The sequence below is a fragment of the Kitasatospora misakiensis genome, from assembly GCF_042656005.1.
Classification (GTDB): Bacteria; Actinomycetota; Actinomycetes; order Streptomycetales; family Streptomycetaceae; genus Kitasatospora; species Kitasatospora misakiensis.
The window spans coordinates 1-22,115 of sequence record NZ_JBHSOF010000025.1 but is presented as its reverse complement, the minus strand read 5'-3'; the positions used below and the strand labels follow the sequence as shown (position 1 = coordinate 22,115).

17 protein-coding genes and 1 pseudogene are annotated in these 22,115 nt (G+C 71.4%); 9 read left to right on the top strand and 9 right to left on the bottom strand.

Annotation, left to right across the window (positions count from 1 at the left end; all coding sequences use genetic code 11):
* Entirely contained in the window at positions 1–1,995 is a 1,995-nt protein-coding gene (locus tag ACFP3U_RS19830; protein WP_380226913.1) for an autotransporter, read from the bottom strand.
* Between the two features lie 233 nt (positions 1,996–2,228).
* Between ACFP3U_RS19830 and ACFP3U_RS19825 the strand changes: the two genes are divergently transcribed.
* Positions 2,229–3,020 carry a maleylpyruvate isomerase family mycothiol-dependent enzyme gene (locus ACFP3U_RS19825; protein ID WP_380226912.1) on the top strand — a complete coding sequence of 264 codons (792 nt, stop codon included), beginning with the start codon at positions 2,229–2,231 and terminating at the stop codon, positions 3,018–3,020.
* Positions 3,021–3,406: 386 nt separating this feature from the next.
* Here ACFP3U_RS19825 and ACFP3U_RS19820 read toward each other — a convergent pair whose 3' ends face one another.
* From ACFP3U_RS19820 to ACFP3U_RS19790, 7 genes are all read right to left on the bottom strand, one after another.
* Positions 3,407–4,501 (bottom strand): beta-L-arabinofuranosidase domain-containing protein, encoded by a 1,095-nt coding sequence (locus ACFP3U_RS19820; RefSeq protein WP_380226911.1) that lies wholly within the window; start codon positions 4,499–4,501, stop codon positions 3,407–3,409.
* A gap of 3 nt (positions 4,502–4,504) precedes the next feature.
* Positions 4,505–6,484, bottom strand: coding sequence for a glycoside hydrolase family 31 protein (locus ACFP3U_RS19815; RefSeq protein ID WP_380226910.1), 1,980 nt, complete (start codon positions 6,482–6,484; stop codon positions 4,505–4,507).
* A gap of 109 nt (positions 6,485–6,593) precedes the next feature.
* Complete coding sequence (locus ACFP3U_RS19810) at positions 6,594–9,062, bottom strand: carbohydrate binding domain-containing protein (protein WP_380226909.1); 2,469 nt, start codon at positions 9,060–9,062, stop codon at positions 6,594–6,596.
* A 115-nt stretch (positions 9,063–9,177) separates the two neighbouring features.
* Positions 9,178–10,035: a glycoside hydrolase family 43 protein gene (locus ACFP3U_RS19805; RefSeq protein WP_380226908.1), complete on the bottom strand. Its 858-nt coding sequence runs from the start codon at positions 10,033–10,035 to the stop codon at positions 9,178–9,180.
* 49 nt (positions 10,036–10,084) lie between these two features.
* Positions 10,085–10,999 (bottom strand): carbohydrate ABC transporter permease, encoded by a 915-nt coding sequence (locus tag ACFP3U_RS19800; RefSeq protein ID WP_380226907.1) that lies wholly within the window; start codon positions 10,997–10,999, stop codon positions 10,085–10,087.
* 12 nt (positions 11,000–11,011) lie between these two features.
* Positions 11,012–11,884, bottom strand: a complete 873-nt coding sequence (locus ACFP3U_RS19795; RefSeq protein ID WP_380226906.1) for a carbohydrate ABC transporter permease — start codon at positions 11,882–11,884, stop codon at positions 11,012–11,014.
* Positions 11,885–11,963: 79 nt separating this feature from the next.
* The gene (locus ACFP3U_RS19790; protein WP_380226905.1) at positions 11,964–13,235 is read right to left on the bottom strand and encodes an ABC transporter substrate-binding protein; all 1,272 of its coding nucleotides are present in this window, start codon (positions 13,233–13,235) and stop codon (positions 11,964–11,966) included.
* A gap of 441 nt (positions 13,236–13,676) precedes the next feature.
* On the opposite strand from ACFP3U_RS19790, the gene ACFP3U_RS19785 reads away from it, so the two are divergent.
* The 5 genes from ACFP3U_RS19785 (at position 13,677) to ACFP3U_RS19765 (ending at position 18,957) form a co-directional block, all read left to right on the top strand.
* Positions 13,677–14,705 (top strand): LacI family DNA-binding transcriptional regulator, encoded by a 1,029-nt coding sequence (locus ACFP3U_RS19785; protein ID WP_380226904.1) that lies wholly within the window; start codon positions 13,677–13,679, stop codon positions 14,703–14,705.
* A gap of 83 nt (positions 14,706–14,788) precedes the next feature.
* Entirely contained in the window at positions 14,789–16,111 is a 1,323-nt protein-coding gene (locus tag ACFP3U_RS19780; RefSeq protein WP_380226903.1) for a glycoside hydrolase family 27 protein, read from the top strand.
* Positions 16,112–16,419: 308 nt separating this feature from the next.
* On the top strand, positions 16,420–16,782 hold the full coding sequence (locus tag ACFP3U_RS19775) for a peptidoglycan-binding domain-containing protein (protein WP_380226902.1): 363 nt from the start codon (positions 16,420–16,422) through the stop codon (positions 16,780–16,782).
* 153 nt (positions 16,783–16,935) lie between these two features.
* Positions 16,936–18,015, top strand: coding sequence for a peptidoglycan recognition protein family protein (locus tag ACFP3U_RS19770; protein WP_380226901.1), 1,080 nt, complete (start codon positions 16,936–16,938; stop codon positions 18,013–18,015).
* 222 nt (positions 18,016–18,237) lie between these two features.
* The gene (locus ACFP3U_RS19765) at positions 18,238–18,957 is read left to right on the top strand and encodes an aggregation-promoting factor C-terminal-like domain-containing protein (protein WP_380226900.1); all 720 of its coding nucleotides are present in this window, start codon (positions 18,238–18,240) and stop codon (positions 18,955–18,957) included.
* 76 nt (positions 18,958–19,033) lie between these two features.
* Here ACFP3U_RS19765 and ACFP3U_RS19760 read toward each other — a convergent pair whose 3' ends face one another.
* Positions 19,034–19,525 carry a helix-turn-helix domain-containing protein gene (locus ACFP3U_RS19760; protein ID WP_380226899.1) on the bottom strand — a complete coding sequence of 164 codons (492 nt, stop codon included), beginning with the start codon at positions 19,523–19,525 and terminating at the stop codon, positions 19,034–19,036.
* A gap of 530 nt (positions 19,526–20,055) precedes the next feature.
* On the opposite strand from ACFP3U_RS19760, the gene ACFP3U_RS19755 reads away from it, so the two are divergent.
* The 3 genes and pseudogenes from ACFP3U_RS19755 to ACFP3U_RS19745 all read left to right on the top strand — a co-directional run bounded on the left by ACFP3U_RS19755 (position 20,056) and on the right by ACFP3U_RS19745 (position 21,397).
* A complete protein-coding gene (locus ACFP3U_RS19755; protein ID WP_380226898.1) occupies positions 20,056–20,418 on the top strand; it encodes a peptidoglycan-binding domain-containing protein in 363 nt (120 codons plus the stop codon).
* A 61-nt stretch (positions 20,419–20,479) separates the two neighbouring features.
* Positions 20,480–20,944: pseudogene (locus ACFP3U_RS19750) on the top strand (peptidoglycan-binding domain-containing protein); the annotation flags it as partial.
* 9 nt (positions 20,945–20,953) lie between these two features.
* Positions 20,954–21,397: a hypothetical protein gene (locus ACFP3U_RS19745; protein ID WP_380226970.1), complete on the top strand. Its 444-nt coding sequence runs from the start codon at positions 20,954–20,956 to the stop codon at positions 21,395–21,397.
* Positions 21,398–22,115: the final 718 nt, after the last annotated feature.

Here is a 22,115-nt window from a genome sequence, read left to right as displayed (position 1 = left end):
TCACCGTCCACCGGGTGCGGGCCGGCGTCGGCTTCCCCGCCGACGCCGGCGGTCGACGGACGCGCGCCTGCGCCTGAGGGCGAGGAGGACGAGACCGGCCGCGGCCGCCAGGGCGGCGACGGCGACTGCGGCGGGCGTCCCCCAGGCCGTCCCGCCGGTCGGGGCGGCGGCCGTGCTGCCGGTGGGCTCCGCCGGGGCCGAGGGGGCGGCCTGGTCCGGTGCCGGGGCCGCGGGGTCGGCCTGGCCGGGGGTCGCGTTCGTGGGGCTTGCCGACGGGGCGGCGGACTCGGTCGCCGCCGTCGTGGCCGTCAGCTCGATGCGACCGGCCGTGCGGGCGACCGAGAAGGCCGCTCCTCCCACGCTGAGGGTGTCGCCGGAGAGCGCGGCGTCCTGCGAGCCCACGGTGAAGCTCTGGGCCCCGCCGGGCAGAATGATCTTCGCGCCCGTGACGGCTGCCAGCTTGCGCAGCGTCGTCGATGTCGCCGCGCCGAGGTCGAGGACCGCGGACGCACCGGTGAGGGCGACCCCGCTGGACGAGGCGAGCGAGGCACCGGCCACCACGAGCGTCCCCTTGGCCACGGTGGTGGCGCCGAGGTAGGAGGCGGCGGTCAGCGTCGTCGTCGCGGTGCCGTCCTGCGTGACCGATCCGGCGCCGGACACCGCCGGGAGGGTGACGGGCGTCCGGACGTTCTGAACGATCAGCGAGCCCTCGTCGCTGATCGCGTCGAGAGCGCCCTTCGTGTAGAGGCTCCCGTCCGCTCCCGCCGTCCCGGCTCCGAGGCGCAGCGTGGCACCCCGCTGGATGGTGGTGGAGCCGTCGTAGAACTGCGCGGCGGCGAAGGTCACGTCGTTCCCGGACGTGCCGGCGATGACGATGTCGCCCGCCCCGGGAGCGGCGAGGGTGTCGTGGTACTTCCCCCCGCCGATGGGCAGGCCGAGGGTGACCGGGCCGTTGTAGTCGAAGGTCAGCCGCGAGCGCTGCGAGTTGGCGTGCAGGTTGATGTAGGCCGTCTCGGCCGTGCCCGGCATGAAGATCTGGTGGGTGGTGCCGTCCCCCCACTGGACGTCGGCGCCCTCGATGTTGGTGCCGCGCTTGTTCAACTGGTGGGCGACCGGAACCAGGTTGAGGTTGGCGTTGCTCAGCGCCGGCGAGGCCGTGCCGGTGTTGTCGCTGTAGCTGTAGGTGCCCGTCAGGACCACCTTGCTGCCGGGCCGGGAGTGGACGTTGACGTCGTTGCCGTACTCGCGGCTGTAGAAGTTCTGGCGCTGGACGACCGTCTGGTTCAGCGGGGTGTCGATGATCCACGAGCCGCGGTTGAGGACGGCCTTGGCGTTCGGCAGGTCGGCCGCGCAGGTGGTGGCGGCGTAGTTGGCGCCGGTGCCGATGTCGAACACCCCGGAGAAGGGGCTGCTTCCGCACAGCTGGAGGGTGCCCCACAGGTTGCGGGGCTGGAGGATCGTCCCGGAGCCGCTGATGGTGCCCAGGTTGAACAGCCGCGTGAGCGACAGGTTGAGCGTGCCGTCGACCCGGATGTTGTCCTGGTTCTGTTGGTAGCCGGGCGAGTTGTAGGGGAAGGCGCCGATCAGGCCGGTGGTTCCGCCGTTGCCGTACTGCAGGGTGGCGCCGGCGTCGACGGTGATCGCCGGCCGGTCGGGGTTGTTGACGACCACATAGGGGTGGTTCCCGCCGGGGATGCTGACGGACTGGCCCTGCTGGGAGCCGGGCAGGGTGAAGGTGCTGTCCTTGGTGAGGATCAAGGTGCCCGTGCCGGAGACCCGCAGGGACCCCTGCCCGCTGATCACCCCCGAGTAGGTGTGCGACCCGGGCGGCACGTTCACAACGGCGTTTCCGCCGAGGACCACGTCGCTGTTGGCGAGGATCGACGCGGTGATGTCACCGTCGGCCGCGAGGGCGCCGGTCGGCACCAGGGCCACGGGCACGGTCGTCGCCGCCACGATCGCGGGCGCCAGCAGTGCGTGCCATGAACGTTTCATCGGGGTGCTTCCTGGTGCGGGCAGCGGTGTGGGCTGAACCGGAGGTGGCGTCGCCGTGTCACTCGCAGGAGAGAGTTAACGCTAACAATTCGGCGGGCAAGAACTCGGGGCGGCCGTTACCCACGCTTGACCCGGCAGCCCCGAGCGGCCCGTGCGGCCCGGGCCGCGCCGCTGCCGCGGTGGCCGGGGAAAATCGCTTTCCCGTGGCCTGAGCAGGGTGATAGACACCCGGGGTGCACAACACTCTTGAGTTCTCCGACCTCCTGCGGCTGATTGACGAACGGTCGACCGCGTTCCGTGCCACGGTCGCCTCCGCGCCCAGCCTCGACGCCAAGGTGCCGACCTGCCCCGAGTGGACGCTGTTCGACCTGGCGCAGCACCTGGGCGGGGGCGACCGCTTCTGGGCCGCCATCGTCGGCGCGGGCCCCGCCGACGGCCCGCCGGCCGAGGCCGCCGCCGAGCGGGCCGCCCTGACCCCGCCGCGGGAGCGCGAGGCCCTGGTGGCCTGGCTGGACGAGTCGACACAGCTGCTGCTCGACGTGCTGCGGGAGGTGGGCCCGGACGCCGGCTGCTGGGCGTGGTGGAGTGGCGTGCAGACGCCGCGGACCGCCGGCGGGGTCGCCCGGCACCGGGTCCAGGAGAGCGCGGTGCACACCTACGACGCCCAGCTCGCCGCGGGCGCCCCGCAGCCGATGCCGACCGAGGTGACCCTCGACGGTCTCGAGGAGTTCCTGTTCACCTGCGTCGCGACGCTCAGCGCCTGGCCGCACAAGCCCACCGCCTTCGACTTCCACGCCACCGAGGGACGCTCCTGGCGCCTCACGCTCGACGGCGACGGCGCCCGGACCACCCGTCTGCCCGCCGCCCCCGACGGCCAGGGCCCGGACGCACCCGGCGTCTCCGCCCATGCCACGGCCGGTGAACTGATCCTCTTCCTCTACGACCGCATCCAGGCGGACTCCGTGCGGCTCGACGGCGACGCCGGGCTGTTCGACCGGCTCCGCGACTGGGAGCCGGAGGACTAGGACGTCCCGGGGCGCCGGCCACGGCGCCCCGGCCGGGGCGCCCGCGCGACCTGGCCGGCCCCGTCCGCGCAACGCCGACCCGTCGGCACGGCCGGCCCCAGCGCGCACGTCTACCTCACACCCTGCGACGTCGCCCCCACCACTGGCGCCCCCTGACGTCTTCATCGATGCCGCTCGGACACGGTCGACCGTCGCCAGGTGGCCGTGAATCGTCACCGTTCGTCAGACCTGCGTCCGCGGCGGTCCGAGGTCGTCCTGCGGGTCGGGCGTGCGGTCGGGCGTTTCCTGGAGGGCTGCGAGGAGGCGTTCCATGACCAGCAGGCGCGTCCTGGACCTGATGGCCGAACAACTCCGCGGCCTTCACCGGCAAGGCGTAGGGCGCCTGATCACTCAGGAGAGACCAGGCGCACTTCGCGCAGCCGGACGGTGGTCGTGGGGCCGACGGCTTCGAACCGGACCTCGACGGGGCCGGCGGGGCGGTCCGTGTGGAGCGGGAACGTGTGGGTGATTTCCTCGCCCTCGGGGTCGGGGGTGGGGGTGAGCGTGCCCAGCGGGTGGCCGTCGGCCAGGACGCGGGTGGGTCCGGCGCTTGTGTCCGAGAGGTGGGTCAGCTGCAGGGCGGTGGCGGTGCCGTCCCGGTCCGTCAGGTGGTAGGACCGCCATCCGGTGGCGGCCCGCCACCTCTGCCCGTCGGTGAGGCCGGACCAGGTGTCGTGGCCCGCGAACCGGTGGTCGCTCTCGGGTTGTTGCTCGCCGGCGGCGACGGCGTCGACGGTGCGGTCGTGCAGCGTGAGTTCCGCCGCGTCGGCCGCGCGCAGCTGCTCCCGCCGTTCCTGGAGCCGTTCCGGTTCCGCCAGGGGGAAGTAGAGGTGGTAGCGGGAGTCGTGGATGCCGGCGAACGGGACGAGGGTGACGGGCTCACCTGACGGTGCGTCAGTGTGGTCCAGGGCGAACGCCAGCCGGTCCGGGGCGAGTCGGCGCACGCCGGCCGCCGCGTCGGAGGCGCTCGGGGCGAGGATGTGGTTGACAGTGGCGCGCTCGTAGTGGTCGAGGACCTCGGCGTCCGGCTGTTCGAGGAACAGGGCGCGGCCCAGCTTGAGCATGTTGTAGGTGTTGCAGGTCTCGGGGCCTTCCGGGGACTGCAGCGCGGAGCTGAAGTCGTCGCGGGGGTGGAGGTGTTCGCGCACGGAGTTGCCGCCGAAGGAGAACGTCCGGTGCCGGGTCACGGTCTGCCAGAAGAACCGGGCGGCGTCCCGCAGGCCGGGGTCGTCGGCGATCTCGCCGAGCCGCTGGTAGCCGATGGCCTTGGCGATCTGGGTGTTGGCGTGCATCCCGTCGAGGACGTCGCGGTGCTCGCGCAGCGGGCTGAGGAGGGACTCGTCGAGGAAGCGTCTGGCCAGGGCGGCGTACCGGTGGTCGCCGGTGAGGTCGGCGAGGTCCGCCAGGGCCTCGCACATCCCGCCGAACTCGGTGCGGAGCATGGCTCAGCGCAGCACGGATGCGACCCCGGCTCCCTCGCGCACGAAGACGGGGATGCGCTCCAGTGGGGCGTCGGCGTCGAGCGTCGTGCCGCCGTCCAGCACCTTGCCGGTGGCCGGGTCGAGCCAGCGGGTGCCGGAGGGCAGGTACACCTGGCGGGTGCGCGTGCCGGCCTGGTACACGGGTGCCACCAGCAGGTCGGGGCCGAACATGAACTGGTCGTCGATGTCCCAGGCGTGCTGGTCGTCGGGGAAGTCGAAGAACAGCGGGCGCATCGGCGGTGCGCCGGTGTGGTGGGCGTCCTCGGACAGTGCGTGCAGGTAGGGGCGCAGGCGCTCGCGCAGCGACAGGTGGTTCCGGAGGATGCCGTAGGCCTCTTCGCCGTAGGACCAGACCTCGTTCGGGCCGCCGGTCGCCTCGGTGCAGAAGTCGGGGTCGTGCGGTTGGCGGTTCCCGTGCAGGCGCAGGACGGGGGTGAAGGTGCCGTACTGGAACCAGCGGATCAGCAGTTCGCGGTAGGCGGGGTCGTCCGGGTGACCGCCGGAGAAACCGCCGATGTCGGTGTTCCACCAGGGGATGCCGCTCATCGCGACGTTCAGTCCGGCCCTGATCTGCTCCATGAGGGAGTCGAAGGTGGGGCGGATGTCGCCGGACCACAGCAGGGCGCCGTACTTCTGGCTGCCCGCCCAGGCGGAGCGGACCAGGGACAGCGGCCGGTCGTCGCCCGCCGCGCGCAGTCCGTCGGCCACCGCGCGGGTGTGCAGGACGGGGTAGAGGTTCGCGACCTCGGCGGCCGGGCCGGCGGCGTAGACGGCGCGCTCGGCGACGTCCGGGGTCAGGTCGGGTTCGCAGGCGTCCAGCCAGAAGGAAGTCACGCCCAGCGAACGGTAGTTGTCGTTCAGCCGTTGCCACAGTGCGGCGCGGGCGTCGGGGTGGGTGGCGTCGTAGTACGCCATCGGGCGCATCGGCTCCTCGGCGCTGCGCGAGGGCCAGGGGAAGGTGAGGAGGCCGCCGGCCGCGTCCTGGACGAGGTGTCCGGAGGCGCGCAGTTCGTCGAAGGTGTCACTGCCGGGCTCGACGGTCGGCCACACCGAGACCGCGAGCTTCACCCCGAGTCCGGTCAGCTCCTCGACCATGGCGGCGGGGTCGGGCCACTCGTTCTCCTCGAAGCGCCAGTCGCCCATGTTCGGCCAGTGGAAGTAGTCGCAGACGATGACCGACAGCGGCAGTCCGCGCTCCTTGTACTCCCGCGCCACCGCGAGGAGTTCGTCCTGGGTGCGGTAGCGCAGCTTGGACTGCCAGAAACCGGACGCCCACTCGGGGAGGAGGGGCGGGCGGCCGGTGGCCAGGGTGTAGGCGTCGATGATCTGGGCCGGGGTGTCGCCGGCGGTGATCCAGTAGTCGACGCGTCCGCCGCCGTCGGCGGTCCAGCGGGTGGTGTCGGCGCCCAGTTCGACGCGGCCGGTGGCGGGGTTGTTCCACAGCAGTCCGTAGCCGCGTGAGGAGTGCAGGAAGGGGATGGCGGCCGTGGTGTTGAGCTGGACGAGGTCGATCACGCAGCCCTTCTGGTCCAGCCGCCCGTGCAGGTGCTGTCCGAGGCCGTGCAGCCGCTCGCCGTCGTACGCCTCGAAGTGCTGCTCGGTGCGGCCGCCGGCCGCGTGCACGCGCGGGCCGACGTGGTGGGGGTAGGGGCTCTTGTCGGCGAGCAGTTCACGGCCGGAGTCGGCGTGCAGGAACCTCAGCCGGCCGTTCGCCGAGGCCTCGACGGCGAGGCGGCCGTTGACCAGGCGGGCGGAGCCGTCGTCCGCGACGGACAGCTCGGCCTGCGAGGAGGGCGGGAGGCTGTCCAGCGCGCCGGGGGCGGCGGGATCGACCGTCCCGGACGCGGCGCGCACCCGCACCGCGTGCGGCCCCCAGGGCTCGATGCGGAGGACCTCGTCGGCGGTGTGGCGCTCCAGGCCGCCCGCGCGGATGCTGTAGGACAAGGCGGTTCCTCTGTTCTTCTTCAAGGCCCGTGCGGGTCCGTGGCCAGGGACGGCCGGTGCCGTCCGCGGTGCTCGACGGCACCGGCCGTCCCTGGCCGGGGGCGGTGTGTCAGGACAGCTTGATGAGGGTGTAGTCGTCGCAGTATCCGGCGGACGAGCCGGAGTTCTTGTAGCAGTAGGCGGTGGCGGAGGTGTTGGCACTCCCGGTGGTGAAGAAGACCGGCTGCTGGGAGTAGGCGGTGCCCGAGGCGCGCGAGGAGGTCTCGGTGCCACCGAAGTTCTTCACGCCGACGGCGACCTGCTCGCTGCCGTTGGCCGTCTTGGCCCAGCCGGTCAGCAGGTAGGTGCCGCTGGAGGCCAGGCCGTTCGAGACCTGCTCGACGCCGCTGTTGGCGGCTCCGGTCTGCAGGGCGAAGGTGCCGGTGCGGGCGTTGGAGTTCACCACGGCGGAGCCGCCGCCGCTGAGGGTCCACGGGCTGAGCGAGCCCGTCTCGAAACCGGCGTTGGTCAGGAGGTTGGCCGGTGTGGACACGCGCTCGACGGCGATGTCGTCGCAGCTCCCGGACGCCGTGCCGCCCGCGTTCTTCCAGCAGTAGATCGTGGCCTGGGTGTTGGTGCTGCCGGTGGTGAAGAGCACCGCGGCTTCGCCGTACGAGGTGGCCGAGAGGTTGGTGGACGTCTCGGTGCCGCCGTAGTTCTTCACGCCGATGGCGAGGGTCTCGCCGGCGTTCGCCACCTTGGCCCAGCCGGTCAGCAGGTAGGTGGTGTTCGGGCTCAGCCCGGTCAGGGCCTGCTCGACGCCGCTGCCGGATGCTCCGGTCTGCAGCGAGGAGGTGCCGGTGCGGGCGTTGGAGGCGACCACGGCGGAGCCGCCGCCGCTGAGCGTCCACGGGCTGAGCGAGCCCGTCTCGAATCCTCCGTTGGCGACGAGGTTGCCGCCGGTGCCGTTGTAGGCGCCGATGTTGGGCGCGGCCGTGGCGGAGACGGTGTTGCCGAAGGCGTCCTGGCCGCCGTTGTTGCCGATCACCGCACCGGCCCGGATCGCGGGCGAGGACGGGTGGACCTGGTAGGCGCTGATCCCGGTGGACGAGGAGGTGGTGTCGGCGTTGCCCGGGTTGCGGAACTCGGGGTCGGCCACGACCTTGGCCGGGTCGGCGGGCTCGGAGGCCGGGTGGTTGCCGTAGAAGAGGTTGTTGGAGTAGACGGACCCGGCGCCGGTGGCGAGGTAGCCGCCCGAGCCGTAGTTGAAGACCGCGTTGTTCTGGAAGGACCAGATCCCGGAGACGCTGGTCCTGCCGCGGCCGCCCAGGATCGACGTGCTCAGGCCGTTCCCGACGTAGAACGTGTTGTTGTAGATGAGCGGGGCCTTGCCGCTGCTGCCGCTCTTGTTCGGGATGTTGCCGGGCATGTCGATGACGGAGTCGGCGTGGTTGGAGGTGCCGGACTCCGGGCAGCCGGCGTTGGTGCCGTCGTTCTCGCTGATGTTGTAGCGGATCACGGTGCCGTCGCTGGGCACGGTCGAGGTGGGCTCGTTGGCGATGGAGAACGGGGGCATCATCAACATGAAGCCGCCGAGGTTCTGGTGGCTGTAGTTGTACTGGAACGTGGTGTTGTGGTTGCCCCAGTCGACGTCGAAGCCGGTGCCGTCCTGGAAGTTGGCGTGGCAGCTGACCTCGTTGTGCTGAACCGTGGTGTTGTTGCTGCTGGACATCCAGATGCCCGCGGACGCGCGGTTGCAAGCCTGCCCGGAGGGCGGGCAGGTGCTCTTCAGCCCTCCGTGCGAGGCCTTGTTGCCGTCGATGAGGGCCCCGTCGTTCTTGACCACGAGGATGTCGTCGCCGCCGTCGTAGGTCATCGTGTTGCCGCGGATGACCGTGCCGGTGGTTTGTCCGGTGCCCTGGCCGATGTGGTCCGGGGTGACGGCGACGGCGAGGCGGTCGACGTGGTCGAAGGTGTTGTTCTCGACGACTATGTCGTCCCAGGTGGAGACGGGGGTGGTGTGGTCGGTCTGGATGCCGACGCCGGCGTTGACGACGTACTCGCCGGCGGACCAGCCGCTGATGTTGTGGATGAACATGTCGTGCACCCGGATGTGGTGCAGGACCCCGCCGGAGCTGTTCTCGGCGAAGACACCCTGGCGGTAGTCGGGGGACGCGGCGGAGTTGATGAGCTCCAGGCCGCCGATCTCCCAGTACTGCTGGTTGAGCAGGCGGATCACGGCGCCGGTGGCGCCGCCGGCGTTGATGACGGGCTTGGCGCCGGTGCCGAAGGATCCGATGGTGACGGGGCTGCCGGAGACGCCCGAGCCCTGGGGGGTGAGCTGGCCGTTGCAGGTGGTGCCGGCGGCGAACAGGATGCTGTCGCCCGCGCCGAAGACGGTGTTGTTGACGCTGGTGACGGAGTTCCAGGGGCTGGCCTGGGTGCCGTTGCCGTTGGAGGCGGCCGAGCAGTCCACGAAGTGGGCGGAGCCGGCTGCCACGGCGGCATGGGCCGGCAGCAGCGCGCCCGCCACCGTGGCGAGGAGAGCCAGGAACCGAGAGGCCCGGCGGACCGGGTGGGCCGATCTACGACGCTTCATTGCGACGCTCCTTGCGGGTGAACGTTTCCTCCGCGCCGCGGGTTCGCGACGCGGATTTCAAGCACCGGGCGGGCGGGCCGGTCGGAGCCCGCACACCCGAGAACGGTGGCGACCCTCAGGGCGCCGGGAACGACGCCGGGAGGGGCGTTTCGAGGACGGAGGCGTGCCGCATGCCCGGCGGAAGGGCGAGGGAGACGGCCTCCCACTCCACCCCGTCCTTGCTGCGGGCCGCTCCGTACCTCCCCTCGATGAAGTGGTCGAAGATCACGACCCAGTCGTCCCCGCGGCGGAAGAGGGCCGGTCCCTCCACGAGGGAGGAGGTGACCGGTCCGGTGGGGGAGGTGTACGGACCACCGGGAGAGTCGAACGTGGTCAGGTGGATGTCCTTGTGGGCGGTGGCGGGGTCGTTGGTGCCGCGCTCGTCCTTGAAGGCCATGAGGAATCCGCCGTCGTCCAGCGCGTGCACGGTGGCGTCGATGACCGAGTGGCCCGGGTCGAAGAAGACCGCCGGGTCCGAGAAGGTCCTGAAGTCCTCGGTGGTGCAGTGCCAGATGCGGTGGTCCTGGCTGACGTACTCGAAGTTCCGGCCCTCGGCCGTGCTCCCGGACTCGACGACCGACGACCAGATCAGGTGGTACAGCCCGGTCGCGCGGTCCAGGAAGAACTCCGGAGCCCAGGCGTTGTGGGCCCCCTCCACGCCTGCCATGACCGGGATGAGCCGCTGGTCCGACCAGGTGAGGAGGTCCGCGGAGGTGGCGTGGACGATGCAGGGGCTCGTCCAGCCGTCGGTGGCCAGCAGGTGGAACAGGCCGTCGGGGCCGATGCCGATGAACGGGTCCCGGAGCCGGCCGGTGCCGACCGTGCCCCGCAGAACGGGCCGGCCGTCGTTCACCGTTCTGAACTCCTCGCCGTCGTGGCTGTAGGCCAGGTGCAGGGCCTCGTCGGCACTGGTGAAGTAGGAGACCACGTACATCGGCGGGAGGGGTCCTTTCGGAACGGTCGAACGGATGGCCGGGCGGGGTTCAGGACTTGACGGCACCGGCGGCGATGCCGGCGACCACCTGGCGCTGCAGGAAGATGAAGATCACCAGCAGCGGGAGCACGCCGAGCAGGGCGGCCGGGAACAGGGTGGTCGGCTGGACCGTGTGCGGGTCGATGAAGGAGTAGGCGTTGACCATCACGGTGCGCTTGGCGGGATCCTGCAGGAAGACCAGCGGGACCAGCAGGTCGTTCCAGATCTGCAGGGCGATGAAGGTCAGCAGGGTGCTGGTGACCGGGCGCAGCAGCGGCAGGATGATCGTGAAGAAGGTGCGCAGGGCCCCGCAGCCGTCCAGCGCGGCCGCCTCCTCCAGGTCGACCGGGATCGAGCGGATGAAGCTGGTGTAGAAGAAGACGGCGAGCGGGAGGTTCAGCGCCGTGTAGATGAGGACCATTCCGGTGTAGGTGTCCAGCAGGTTCAGGTCGCGCATCAGCAGGTACAGCGGTGCCACGACGACGAAGATCGGGACCGAGGTGCCGAGGATGAACAGCCGGTACACCCAGGTGGACCAGTTCTGCGTGAGGCGGGCCAGCGGGTAGCTGGCGAGCGCGCCGATCACGGTGATGCACACGCACGACAGGCTGGTGATCAGCAGGGTGTTGAGCGCGCTGGGCCCGTAGTGCATCTGGCTGAAGACGTCGGTGAAGTTCTTCAGGGTCAGCGAGTGCGGGAAGCCCAGCGGGGACCGGGCGACGTCCGCCGCGGTGCGCAGCGAGGTGGTGACCGTGAACAGGAACGGCAGCACGAACAGCAGGGTGCCCAGGCACAGCAGTCCGGTGCCGAGCGGGCGGGTGGCGCGGCGCAGGCGCGTCCGCCAGGTCCCGGGCTTGTCGCCGGGGCGTCGGTGGGCGGCCGCGGGCCGCCGCCCGCTACGCGGCGTGAGGGTCTCGGAGGTCATGGTGTCGGCCTGTCAGATTCGTCGCTCGCGCAGGCGGAGCAGGGAGGAGGTGGCGCTGGAGAGGACGACCACGGTCACGAGCAGCAGGACGGAGACGGCGACGCCGAAGGCGAACTTCCCACCGCCGAAGACGTTGCGGTACACCAGCAGGGTCAGGGTGTCCGTGGAGCCGGCCGGTCCGCCGTTGGTCAGGACGAGCGGGAACTCGAAGACCTTCAGCGAGCCGATGAGGCTGAGCGTCACGTTCACGGTCAGCGCGGGGGCGAGCAGTGGCCACTCCACGCTGCGGAAGCGCCGCCATCCGGTGGCGCCGTCGACGGCGGCGGCGTCGAGCAGTTCGGTGGGCATGTTCAGGTAGCTGGCGAGGAAGATGGCGCACGAGTATCCGGCGAACATCCAGATGTTGACGGCGGCCACCGCGTAGAGCGCGGTGGACGGGTCGCCGAGCCAGACGTGTTGCAGCCCGTCGAGGCCGAGGACGCCGAGCAGTGCGTTGATCCCGCCGCTCGGGGCGAACAGGTACGACCAGATGAAGGCGGCCATCATCGGCGAGATCAGGGTCGGGGTCAGCAGGACCACGCTGAGCGCCCTGCGGACCCGGGGGCGACGGAAGAGCATGCTCGCGAAGAGCAGTCCGAGCGCGTTCTGCATGATGACGACCACGGCCGCGTAGAGCACCGTGTGCCACAGGGCCGCGGTGACCGCCGGCTTGTCCAGCATCGCGCTGTACTGGTCCAGGCCGACGAAGTCGGCCCGCGGACCGCCGAGGCTGTCGGTGAAGCTCAGGTAGACGCCTCGCGCCAGCGGATAGATCATGAACACGCCGTAGACGGCGATCGCGGGGAGGAGGAAGGCGGCCATGGCGGTCCGCCTGCGGTGGATCACGGGGAGTCCTTCCGTCGGCTGGCGGCCGCGGCGGGGAAGGCGTGGGGAGGTTCCCCGCCGCGGCTGTTCGGGAGGCCGGTTACTTGGCGGTCGCCGCGGTCTGGATGTCCTTCAGCGTCTGGTCGGCGGACTTCTGGCCCAGCAGGAACGCCTGGACCGCGGTACCGGCGGCGGTCTCGGTCGGCCCGCTCAGCCAGGTGTTGGCGGGCATCAGCCGGTAGCGGCCGTTGCTGAAGGCGTCGGTGAAGGCGGTCGTCTCCGGGGCCGTGGGCGTGGTGCCGTCGGCGAAGGGGGACGCTCCGTGCTCGGCGTCGAGGAACTTGGACAGGTTCTGCGCCTGCGACCAGAACTCGACGTACTTGCGCGCGGCGTCGGTGTTCTTGGACTGGGAGTTGACGCCCCACATGGTGCCCGGGAAGAACATCGCGTTGGGCTGGGTGCCGGCCGCACCGGCGGGCCAGGGGGCGAAGGAGACCGGGAACCCGGCCTTCTTGACGTTCGAGATCTGCCAGGCGCCCTGGTACCAGAAGGCGCTCTTGCCGGCCATGAAGTCCTGCGAGCCCTGGGCCCACTCGTCGACGCCGAGTTCGTTCTTCCAGTTCACGTAGCCCTGGTCGCCCAGCGCCTTGAGCTGGTTGAGCGGCTCCTGCCAGTCGGAGGGGATCGAGGCCTTGCCGGCCAGGAAGTCGGAGTCCCACCGCTTGTTCTTCTGGTAGACCAGCGTCGATCCGCTCGCCTGGAAGGCGGACTGGGCCGTCCACCCGGCCTTGTCGGGCAGCGCGATCGGGTTGACCCCGGCCGCCTTCAGCTTGCCCAGGTCGTCGAGGAAGGTCGGCCAGTCGGCCGGCACCTCGGTGATGCCCGCCTTCTTGAGCAGGTCCGTGTTGGCGTAGAGCCCGATGCCGACGAGTTCCATCGGCATGGCCAGCGTCTTGCCGCCGTTCTGGACGAACGGCTTGGCGCCGTCGGAGATCTTGTCGGCCCAGGACTCCTTGGACAGGTCGGCCAGGTAGCCGGAGTCGCCCCACTTCTGCACCTTGGAGGAGTCCACCATGATCACGTCTCCGGCCTTGCCGCCGAGCAGCTCGGGCTGGAGCTTCTGCGTGTAGGTGTCGTTCGCGGTGACGTACTGGAAGTCGACCTTGATCTTGGGGTTGGCTTCCTCGAACGCCTTGTTGACCTCCGCGACGTTCGCCGGCTCCGCGCCACCGCCCTTCCACGCCTCCACGTGGATGGTCACCGTGCCGTCCGCGGCCGTGCTGTCGGACGACCCTCCGCCGCACGCGGCGAGCGACATCGTCATCGCGACGACCGTGGTGGCGATCGCGAGACCTCTGCGAGAACGCTTCATTGCATACCTCACCCAATGCCGGCACAGCCGGACTCGTCGTGTCTGAAGGGGTTGCAACCGGTAGGCCGCTTCTGTGCGGGTCGATGCAGCCCGCGAGGAGGTCGTGTGGACCCAGGTGGCGACGGAGTTACGCGCCGATGTCGGGGAACTGTAACGAAAAACTTAAGCGACATCTATACGTAACTTTGTGCAGCGCGTTTAGCGCGGAGCGTCGCCATGCGGGCGGACCTGGCTCGGAAGAAGCCTCCGCGAGGTGGGATCTCTTTGACTCCACGCGAGGCTTAACGTTACAGTCGGCGCACATTAGGGGCGGGGCCCCGGCATCTCCGCACGGCAACGCACCGAGAGTCCCACACAGCCTTCGACGAGGTTGCTCCGACCGGGTCCGATGGGACGCGGCGGGTCCGGTGCGACCGGGGCGTGCAGGCGGAAGGAGTTGGGGTGGCAGAGCGGGTGACCATCGCGCAGGTGGCCGAGGAAGCCGGCGTCTCGGCGATGACGGTGTCCAACGTGATGAACGGCAAGCCGGGGGCGTCCGAGGAGACCCGGCGCCGCGTCACGGAGGTGGCGGCGCGACTCGGGTACCGCCCGAACGTCTCGGCCCGCAATCTCAAGGCCGGCCGCACCGGCCTCATCGGCCTCGTCGCCCTGGACCTGACCAGCCAGTACGGCCTGGAGATCCTGCGCGGCGTCGCCGACGAACTCGCCGGCGCCGAGCGGGAGTTGCTCGTCAACGCCACCTACCAGGACGCGGTGCGGGAAACCGAGCGGATCGAGTTCCTGGGGCGGGGCCTCGTCGACGGCGTGCTCATGATCGCGCCGGTCCTGGAGGACAAGACGGTCGAACTGCTGCGCCGGCGCAACCTGCCCTGCGTGATCATCGACCCCCGGCGGCTGGACGTGGCGCTGCCCCGGCTGAGCGTCGACAACTACCACGGGATGCGCCTCGGCACGCAGCACCTGATCGATCTCGGCCACACCCGGATCGCCTACATCCGCGGCGAAGAGGACCTCGAAAGCACCGCCCTCCGCTACCAGGGCTTCCAGGACGCGATGCGGCTGGCCGGGCTCGAAGTCGACGAACGGCTCGTCGCCGAGTGCGACTTCTCCTACACCTGCGGCTTCCGTACCGCCTCCCGCCTGATAACCGAGCACCGTCCCACGGCCATCGTCGCCGGCGCCGACCTGATGGCGCTCGGCGCCGTCGACGCGGCACGGGCCAACGGCCTCGACGTCCCCACCGACTTCTCCGTCGTCGGCTTCGACGACCTGCCGCAGGCCGCCCAGACCTTCCCCGGTCTGACCACCGTGCGCCAGCCGCTCCACGACATGGGCCAGAAGGCGGCCCGCGCGCTGCTGTCCCTCATCGACGGGCAGCAGTTGCTCATGGACCACATGCAGGTGGGCACCGAGCTCGTCGTCCGCAACTCGACCGCCCCGCCGCCCGGCGACGCACGGACCGGCCGATAGATCATCCATCCGGGTTCCACGCCACCGTGAACGCGTGGCAGACCCCCGACATGCGGCCCCCAACAGCCGGCCGAGGAGCAAGAATGGCACTGATGAAGACCTCCCGCCCGCCGATGGGCTGGAACAGCTGGGACTGCTTCGGCACCACGGTCACCGAATCCGAAGTACTGGCCAACGCCCGGTTCATGAAGGATTTCCTCCTGCCCCACGGCTGGGACACGATCGTCGTCGACATCGACTGGGCCGATCCCACCGCCCGCGCACACGGCTACAACTCGGGTGCACCGCTGGTGATGGACCCGGCCGGCCGCCTCCTGCCGGATCCCGGCCGGTTCCCCAGCTCGGCCGGCGGGCTCGGGTTCCGGCCGCTGGCCGACCGGATCCACGCGCTCGGACTGCGCTTCGGCCTCCACATCATGCGCGGGATTCCCCGCGCGGCGGTGGAACAGGACACGCCGGTCCTCGGGACGTCATCGCGCGCCGGCGACGTCGCGGACCTCACGAACGCCTGTGAGTGGAACCCCCACATGGCCGGCCTCGACCACACCCTGCCCGCCGCGCAGGGCTACTACGACTCTCTGCTCGCGCTCTACGCGGAGTGGGGCGTCGACTTCATCAAGGCCGACGACATGCTCTGGCCCTACCAGGCCGCCGACATCGAAGCGTTCGCGTCCGCGATCGAGCGGTGCGGACGCCCGATCACGCTGAGCCTGTCACCCGGCCGGGACCTCTCCCTGACCCGGCTGGACCACCTGCGCGCACACGCCACCATGTGGCGCATCTGCGACGACCTGTGGGACCGCTGGGAAGACGTCCGGGACAACTTCGCGAGGTTCGCGCGCTGGGCACCGTACGCCGGTCAGCAGGGCTGGCCCGACGGGGACATGCTCCCGCTCGGCCGGATCGGGATCCGGGCCGAGCGCGGCGAACCGCGCGACGACCGGTTGACACCGGACGAGCGGGTCACCCTGATGACGCTGTGGGTCATCGCGCGCTCCCCGCTGATGATCGGCGGCGACCTCCCGTCCTCGGACCCCGCGACCATCGCCCTCTTCACCAACGCCGACGTCCTGGAGGTCCACCGCTCCGCCACCGGCAGCCACGAGGTGTTCCGCGAGGGGCCGCTCGTCCTGTGGGCCGCCCGAGGACCGGGCGGGACACGCTACGCCGCCGCGTTCAACCTCGGCGAGACGCCGCTCGCCGTCGCGCTCGACGCCGCGAACGTCGGCCTGCCGCCCGTTCTCGACGGCGAAGTCCGTGAGTTGTGGACCTCCACGGTGCTCCACCCCCGGACCGTCACCGCCCAGTCCGACGCGGCACGCGGTGTCGCCCCAGGCAGTTCCGCACTCGATGTCAACCTCCCGCCCCACGGAGCGGCCCTGCTCCGCTTCGTCCCGCACGACTGACCACGGACGCACCGGAGTCCGCCCACAGGGCGGTGGCAGCGCCGGCTGTGCCGCGACGGACCCGCAGGTCGGACTCCGCCTGGACCGCGGACCCTCGACATCAAGCACCGTCTCGACCCACGCCGGCATCTGGTGAACCCGCGACCGCTCGCCCCCGGCGGTCCAGGACGTCCCAGGGACGGGAAGGCCCTGGTGGGACGGGTGGCGCGGCGCCGAGCATGGGCGGTGTCCGAGTCACGGACCGCAGACCCGGGGGGAGTGCCCCGCCGGGGCGGTCCGTGACCGCTTCCGAGATGGGGGAACCTTCCATGATCAAGCACGTGTTCCGACGCGGAGCCGTCACCCTCGGCGCCGCGGCCGTCGCCGTCACCACGCTCGCCGGCGTCGCCCACGCCGACCGGGGCGTCCCGTACGTCAAGCCCGGCCAGCGCGGCGACGGGGTCGCCTGCGTGCAGCAGGGGCTGCGCAACGCGGGGTACTCCATCGCGGTCGACGGCCAGTACGGCAACGCGACCTACGCGGCACTGACCGACTTCCAGCACCAGCACGGCCTCTCGCCGGACGGCATCGTCGGTCCGAAGACCGGCGACGTCCTCTACTACGACTTCCTCAAGCCCTCGGGCAACCTGGTCCAGATCGAGTTCTGCCCCACGGTCATCCCCACCAGCTGACCCGCCGCCCGGACGACCCGCCCGGACGACCCGCCCGCCGGGTCCGGGCGGCCCGCCGCTGCCCTCGTGCCGTCAGCCGGCGCGGGGGCAGCGGTGCTCCGCCGCGGCCCGGACCTCCCCGCTCCTCCTCCGAAGGACCAGGTAGCCCTCGACATGACCATCGACCCCACCCTCTCCCACCCCGGGCGCCGCTCGGTGCTCGCCGGCGCCTTCGCGCTCGGCACCGGCGCACTGCTCTCCGCCGCGCTCCCCTCCGGGACGGCCCGCGCCGCCACCGGCCCGGCGATCGCCTCCACGGCCGCCTGGGGCGCCCGGCCCGCGTCCGGCCCGCTCAACATCCTGCCCGGCGCGCCGGACAAGGTGATCGTGCACCACACCGCGACCGACAACGTCACCAACTACTCGCAGGCCGCCGCGTTCTCGCTGGCCAGGTCGATGCAGACCTACCAGATGGACAGCGAGGGCTGGATCGACACCGGCCAGCACTTCACCGTCAGCCGCGGCGCGTACATCACGGAAGGCCGGCACAACAGCCTGTCCACGCTGGCCGGCGGCACCCAGCACGTGGAGTCCGCCCACTGCACGGGGCAGAACACGGTGGCGATCGGCATCGAGAACGAGGGCACCTACAGCACCGTCGACCCGCGCAGCGAGCAGTACGCGGCGCTGGTCGCCCTCATCGCCCACATCTGCCGCCAGTACGGGCTGCGGGCCTACCAGATCTACGGGCACCGCGACTTCAACAGCACCGAGTGCCCCGGCGACCGCCTCTACGCGCTGATACCGAAGCTGCGCCGCGACGTGGCCGCCCAGATCGGCGGGGACCCGACCGGCCCGGTGTGGCCGGTGCTGAGCAGCGGCGCCTCGGGCGAGCGGGTGAAGACCCTGCAGTACCTGCTGGTGCAGCGGGGCGCCTCGCTGACCGTGGACGGCTCGTTCGGTCCCGCCACCCGCAGCGCCGTCACGGCCTTCCAGAACACGGTGCACGCCTCGGCGGACGGCGTCGCGGGCAACCAGACGTGGAGCCAGGCGGTCGCGCCGCTCGCGCGCGGGGCCTCGGGCAGCGCGGTGACCGCCGTGCAGAGCCAGCTGGTCGCGCACGGCGTCTCGGTGGCGGTCGACGGCGCCTTCGGCCCCGGGACGCAGTCCGGGGTGGCGTCCTTCCAGAGCGCGGCGTCACTGCCCGCCGACGGCGTGGTCGACGCCCGGACCTGGAGTCGGCTGCTCGCCTGACGCTCGATGCCGTACGGCTCCGGCGCCGCCCGCGGTCCAGGTCACCGCGGGCGGCGCCGCGTCCGTCGCACGGCGGGCGGTCCCGGCCGTCGCACGTTTGGCCGGTCCCGGCCGTCCCGGGACGTCCCCGAAACGCCGCTGGCCGTGGTGGGACGCCGGTACCCGGGTCGAGAGTGGGCGGCGGCGCCTGATCGTCCGACAGGCGCACCGGAAGGGATGCCCGTGAAACACATCGCAGCTCTGCGCGGCCTCGCCGTGGCCGTGCTCGCACTCGTCGCCTTCGCCCTGCTGCCCGCACAGGCGCAGGCCGTCGACTCGACCACCTGGGTCCAGCGCAACCTGGTCGGGATCGGCTACCTGGCGAGCGGCGGCGTCGACGGCGCCTACGGCCCGGCCACCACCGCCGCCGTCCGCGGCTTCCAGCGCGACAACGGGCTCGACGAGGACGGCGCGTACGGCCCGAGGACCGAACTCGCCCTCCACAACAAGGTCGCCGAGGTCCAGCGCGCGGCCGGTTCCGGCGCCGACGGGGCCTACGGCGCGGGGACGACCTCCTCCGTCGCCGCCTGGCAGCGGGCGCACGGGCTCGACCCCGACGGCATCGCCGGGCCCGCGACGATGAACGCGCTGGGGATCGCCCGGACGGTGCGGATCACCGCGCAGTGGAAGTTCCCCGCCCTCGGCTGGAGCGTGAGCGGGCAGTTCGGCTGCCTGGAGCAGATCTACACCCACGAGAGCGGCTGGAAGGTCTACGCGACCAACCCCTCGTCCGGCGCGTACGGGATACCGCAGGCGCTGCCCGCCACCAAGATGGCGACCGCCGGATCCGACTGGCAGACCAACCCGGCCACCCAGCTCACCTGGGGCCTGAACTACATCAAGTCGCGCTACGGCGACCCGTGCTCGGCCTGGAGCTTCTGGCAGTCCCACAACTGGTACTGAGCGGCACGAGGTACTGGGCGGCACGCGGGCAGGGCCCACCCCGGACGGGATGGGCCCTGCCCGCGTCGTGCCGTACCTACCCGCCGCCGCCGGGACGGGTGCCGCGCCGCAGCTCCCGTCCCTGGCGGACGGACCGCGCCAGACCCGCCGTCAGGGCCAGTGCCAGCACGGTCAGCGACCACACGGCCTTCTGCCGGCGGTCCTGCAGGGCGGCGTCCCCCTCGCCGGGCGCACCGGAGCGCCCGGCGGCGCCCGGCACGGCGCCCGGTGCGGCGGCGGGTGCGGCGGCGAGTGTGCCGGCGAGTGTGCGGCAGGCCTCCGCCTGGGTCCACAGCTCCAGCAGGCGCCGTTCGTCGGCCTGACAGACGGCGGCGATCCGCTCGACGGCGTCACGCGGCGGGAACTGCTTGCCGTTCACCCACCGCTCCCACGAGGACTTCGCGTAGTGGGTGCGCTCACTGATCCGGGCGTAGGTCAGGCCGGACGAGGACTTCAGTAACCGAAGCTCCTCGGAGAGCCGGTCGGCCGGGCCCTTCGGCGCGCCGCCGGACAGCAGAACGTGGTCCATCGTTTGTACCCCCAGGTCGTTCCGGTGCGATCGAGGACGCGCGACGGAGCCGGGTGCCGTGCCGCACTCCCGGCGGCCGAGCCCCACGGGCCGGACCGGTCTCCCGGCGGCCGAGCCCCCCGCCCCCGCGGTGCGCCCTCCCGTAGCACGGCCCACCCCGGGTCACGTGCTACGGCTTGATCCACTGTGTGCCATCCCGCGGACGAAGATCCACGATCTTCCGGATTCTGGGACGCGTACGACGTATGCCACCGCCCTGACCTGCGGTTTGAGACACCGGGACCGCTCAGGTTGAGACAGCGCGGGCCTCGGACGGGCGCCGTGGGACGCCGCCGCCGCCCACCGTACGGAGCCGGCGCGCAGCGCACCTGACCAGGCGCGACGACTCCGCCTCCGTCCCCGGCCGGCGCGCCCGTGAGGGAGGGCGTCCCAGGGACGCGAAACCTTCGCGGGACGTCTTCGGGGCTTCCTAGTGTCGGCTGCCGACGGTCGTTGCGGCCGCCCTCACCCACGTCTCCCAGGAGTCCGCCATGCCCATGTTCCCGGTCATCAAGCGCGCCGCCGTCGTGACGGCCACCGCCGCCCTCGCGGTCACCGCCCTGGCGGGCACCGCCAGCGCGCGGCCCGGGGCCGGCGAGATCGCCTACGGCGACCGGGGGACCGGCGTCAAGTGCGTGCAGCTCGCGCTGAACGCCTCCCTGCACTCCGGCCTCCAGACCGACGGCATCTGGGGCGCCCGTACCGAGACCGCCCTGCGCGCGTTCCAGAAGGCCAACGGCCTCGACCAGGACGGGATCGTCGGCGTCCAGACCGGCTCCCAGCTGCTGGAGGTGATCGTCCACCACGAGCACGCCTGGGGCGTCACCTGCTGGGAGAACATGCCGACCTGGTAGCCCGGCGCCCCCCGTCATCCCCTCATCCCCTCATCCCCCTCAGTAGAAGTGAGGAACTTCCGTGAAGCGCTTCCCGGCCGTAGTGGCCGCGGTCTTCGCCGCCCTCCTGGCGGCGGTGCTGTCCGCCACCGCCGCCCACGCCGCGAGCTGGCCCGTCGTCCGCAACGGCGACCAGGGCGCCAAGGTGTCCACCGTCCAGTACCTGCTGAACGCCCGCGGCTACGCGACCGGCGCCGACGGCGCGTTCGGCCCCGCGACCGAGGCCAAGGTCAAGAGCTTCCAGAGCGCCAACGGCCTGACCCCGGTGGACGGCATCGTCGGCGGCGCCACCTGGCCCAAGCTGATCGTCACCGTCCGCCAGGGCGACAACGGCGACGCCGTCAAGGCGCTCCAGGTCCAGCTGAACGCCCGCGGCGCCAACCTCACCGTGGACGGCGCCTTCGGAGCCGGCACCGACTCCTCGGTGCGCGGCTTCCAGCAGTCCGCCGGCCTGAGCCCGGTGGACGGCATCGTCGGCCCCGCCACCTGGTCCGCCCTGCTCTCCGGCGGCGGCAGCAGCACCGGCGGCGGCAACGGCGGCGACCTGCTCAGCCAGTCCCAGGCCGCCTCGCTGCTCTCCTCCGCGGGCATCACCTGGTCCTCCTCCGGCAACTGCTCCAACCGCAACAGCAGCAGCTGCACCTCCTTCGACGGCCTGCGCCGCGCCTCGGCGGACGGCGCCGTCGCACTCAAGCACGCCGTGGGCGGCTGCGGCCTGAACATCACCGGAGGCACCGAGACCGGCCACGCCGCCGGCACCTACAGCCACGCCAACGGCTACAAGCTGGACTTCGCGATGGTGAGCTGCCTCACCAACCACATCACCGGCAACTTCACCTACACCGGCGTCCGCGGCGACGGCGCCACCCTCTACACCTCCCCCTCGGGCAACATCTACGCCAACGAGGGCAACCACTGGGACGTCACCTTCACCGGCTGACCCCCACCCGACACACCCCCGCCCCGAGGGCCACCGGACACCCATCCGGCGCCCCTCGGGGCTTCACGCAGCCCCCGACCCGCCCCCTGCCCGCCCACCGAAAGCCCCGAACCGGTCGCCCACGCCTCGCCCCAGCGATCAGTAAGGAGGTATCGCACTGCACCTCAAGATCAAAGGCCACCCCACGCGACAGCCACCGAAGCAACGAACAGCCCCGGACCCATGCCACTCCCCGGGGACCGCCCGGGGACCAGAAAACCCGCCCACAAACAGCAAGAGCGGATACCTGGTTTCCCAAGTACCCGCTCTCACAACCGACTTCACAGTCGGGACGACAGGATTTGAACCTGCGACCCCTTGACCCCCAGTCGCCCGGCCATAGCCATCGCTGCACGTCAGACGGCAGACAACCCGTGCTGTTCGTTCACCGAAAGACGTCTCAGAGGCAATGGTGATCGACGCGCGGTCCCCGGTTCTCCCCGCTCCAGACCCTCCCCGACTCCGTCGCAGTTGTCGTGGCCCAAGCCGTTGGAGTAGCCCGGTCCAGACGGGGCCGCTCCGGGGCTCCGTCGGCCACGCAAGCCGCCCCCGTCACCCATTCCCCAGTCCGCCATGCGTTGGTGGAGGCTCAGGTGTTCGGGCACGAGCTCAGACTCTCCGTTGTAGGTTTGGCCCTGTCATCAGCGCGGCCCGCCGGGCTTCCCACCAGGGACATGCC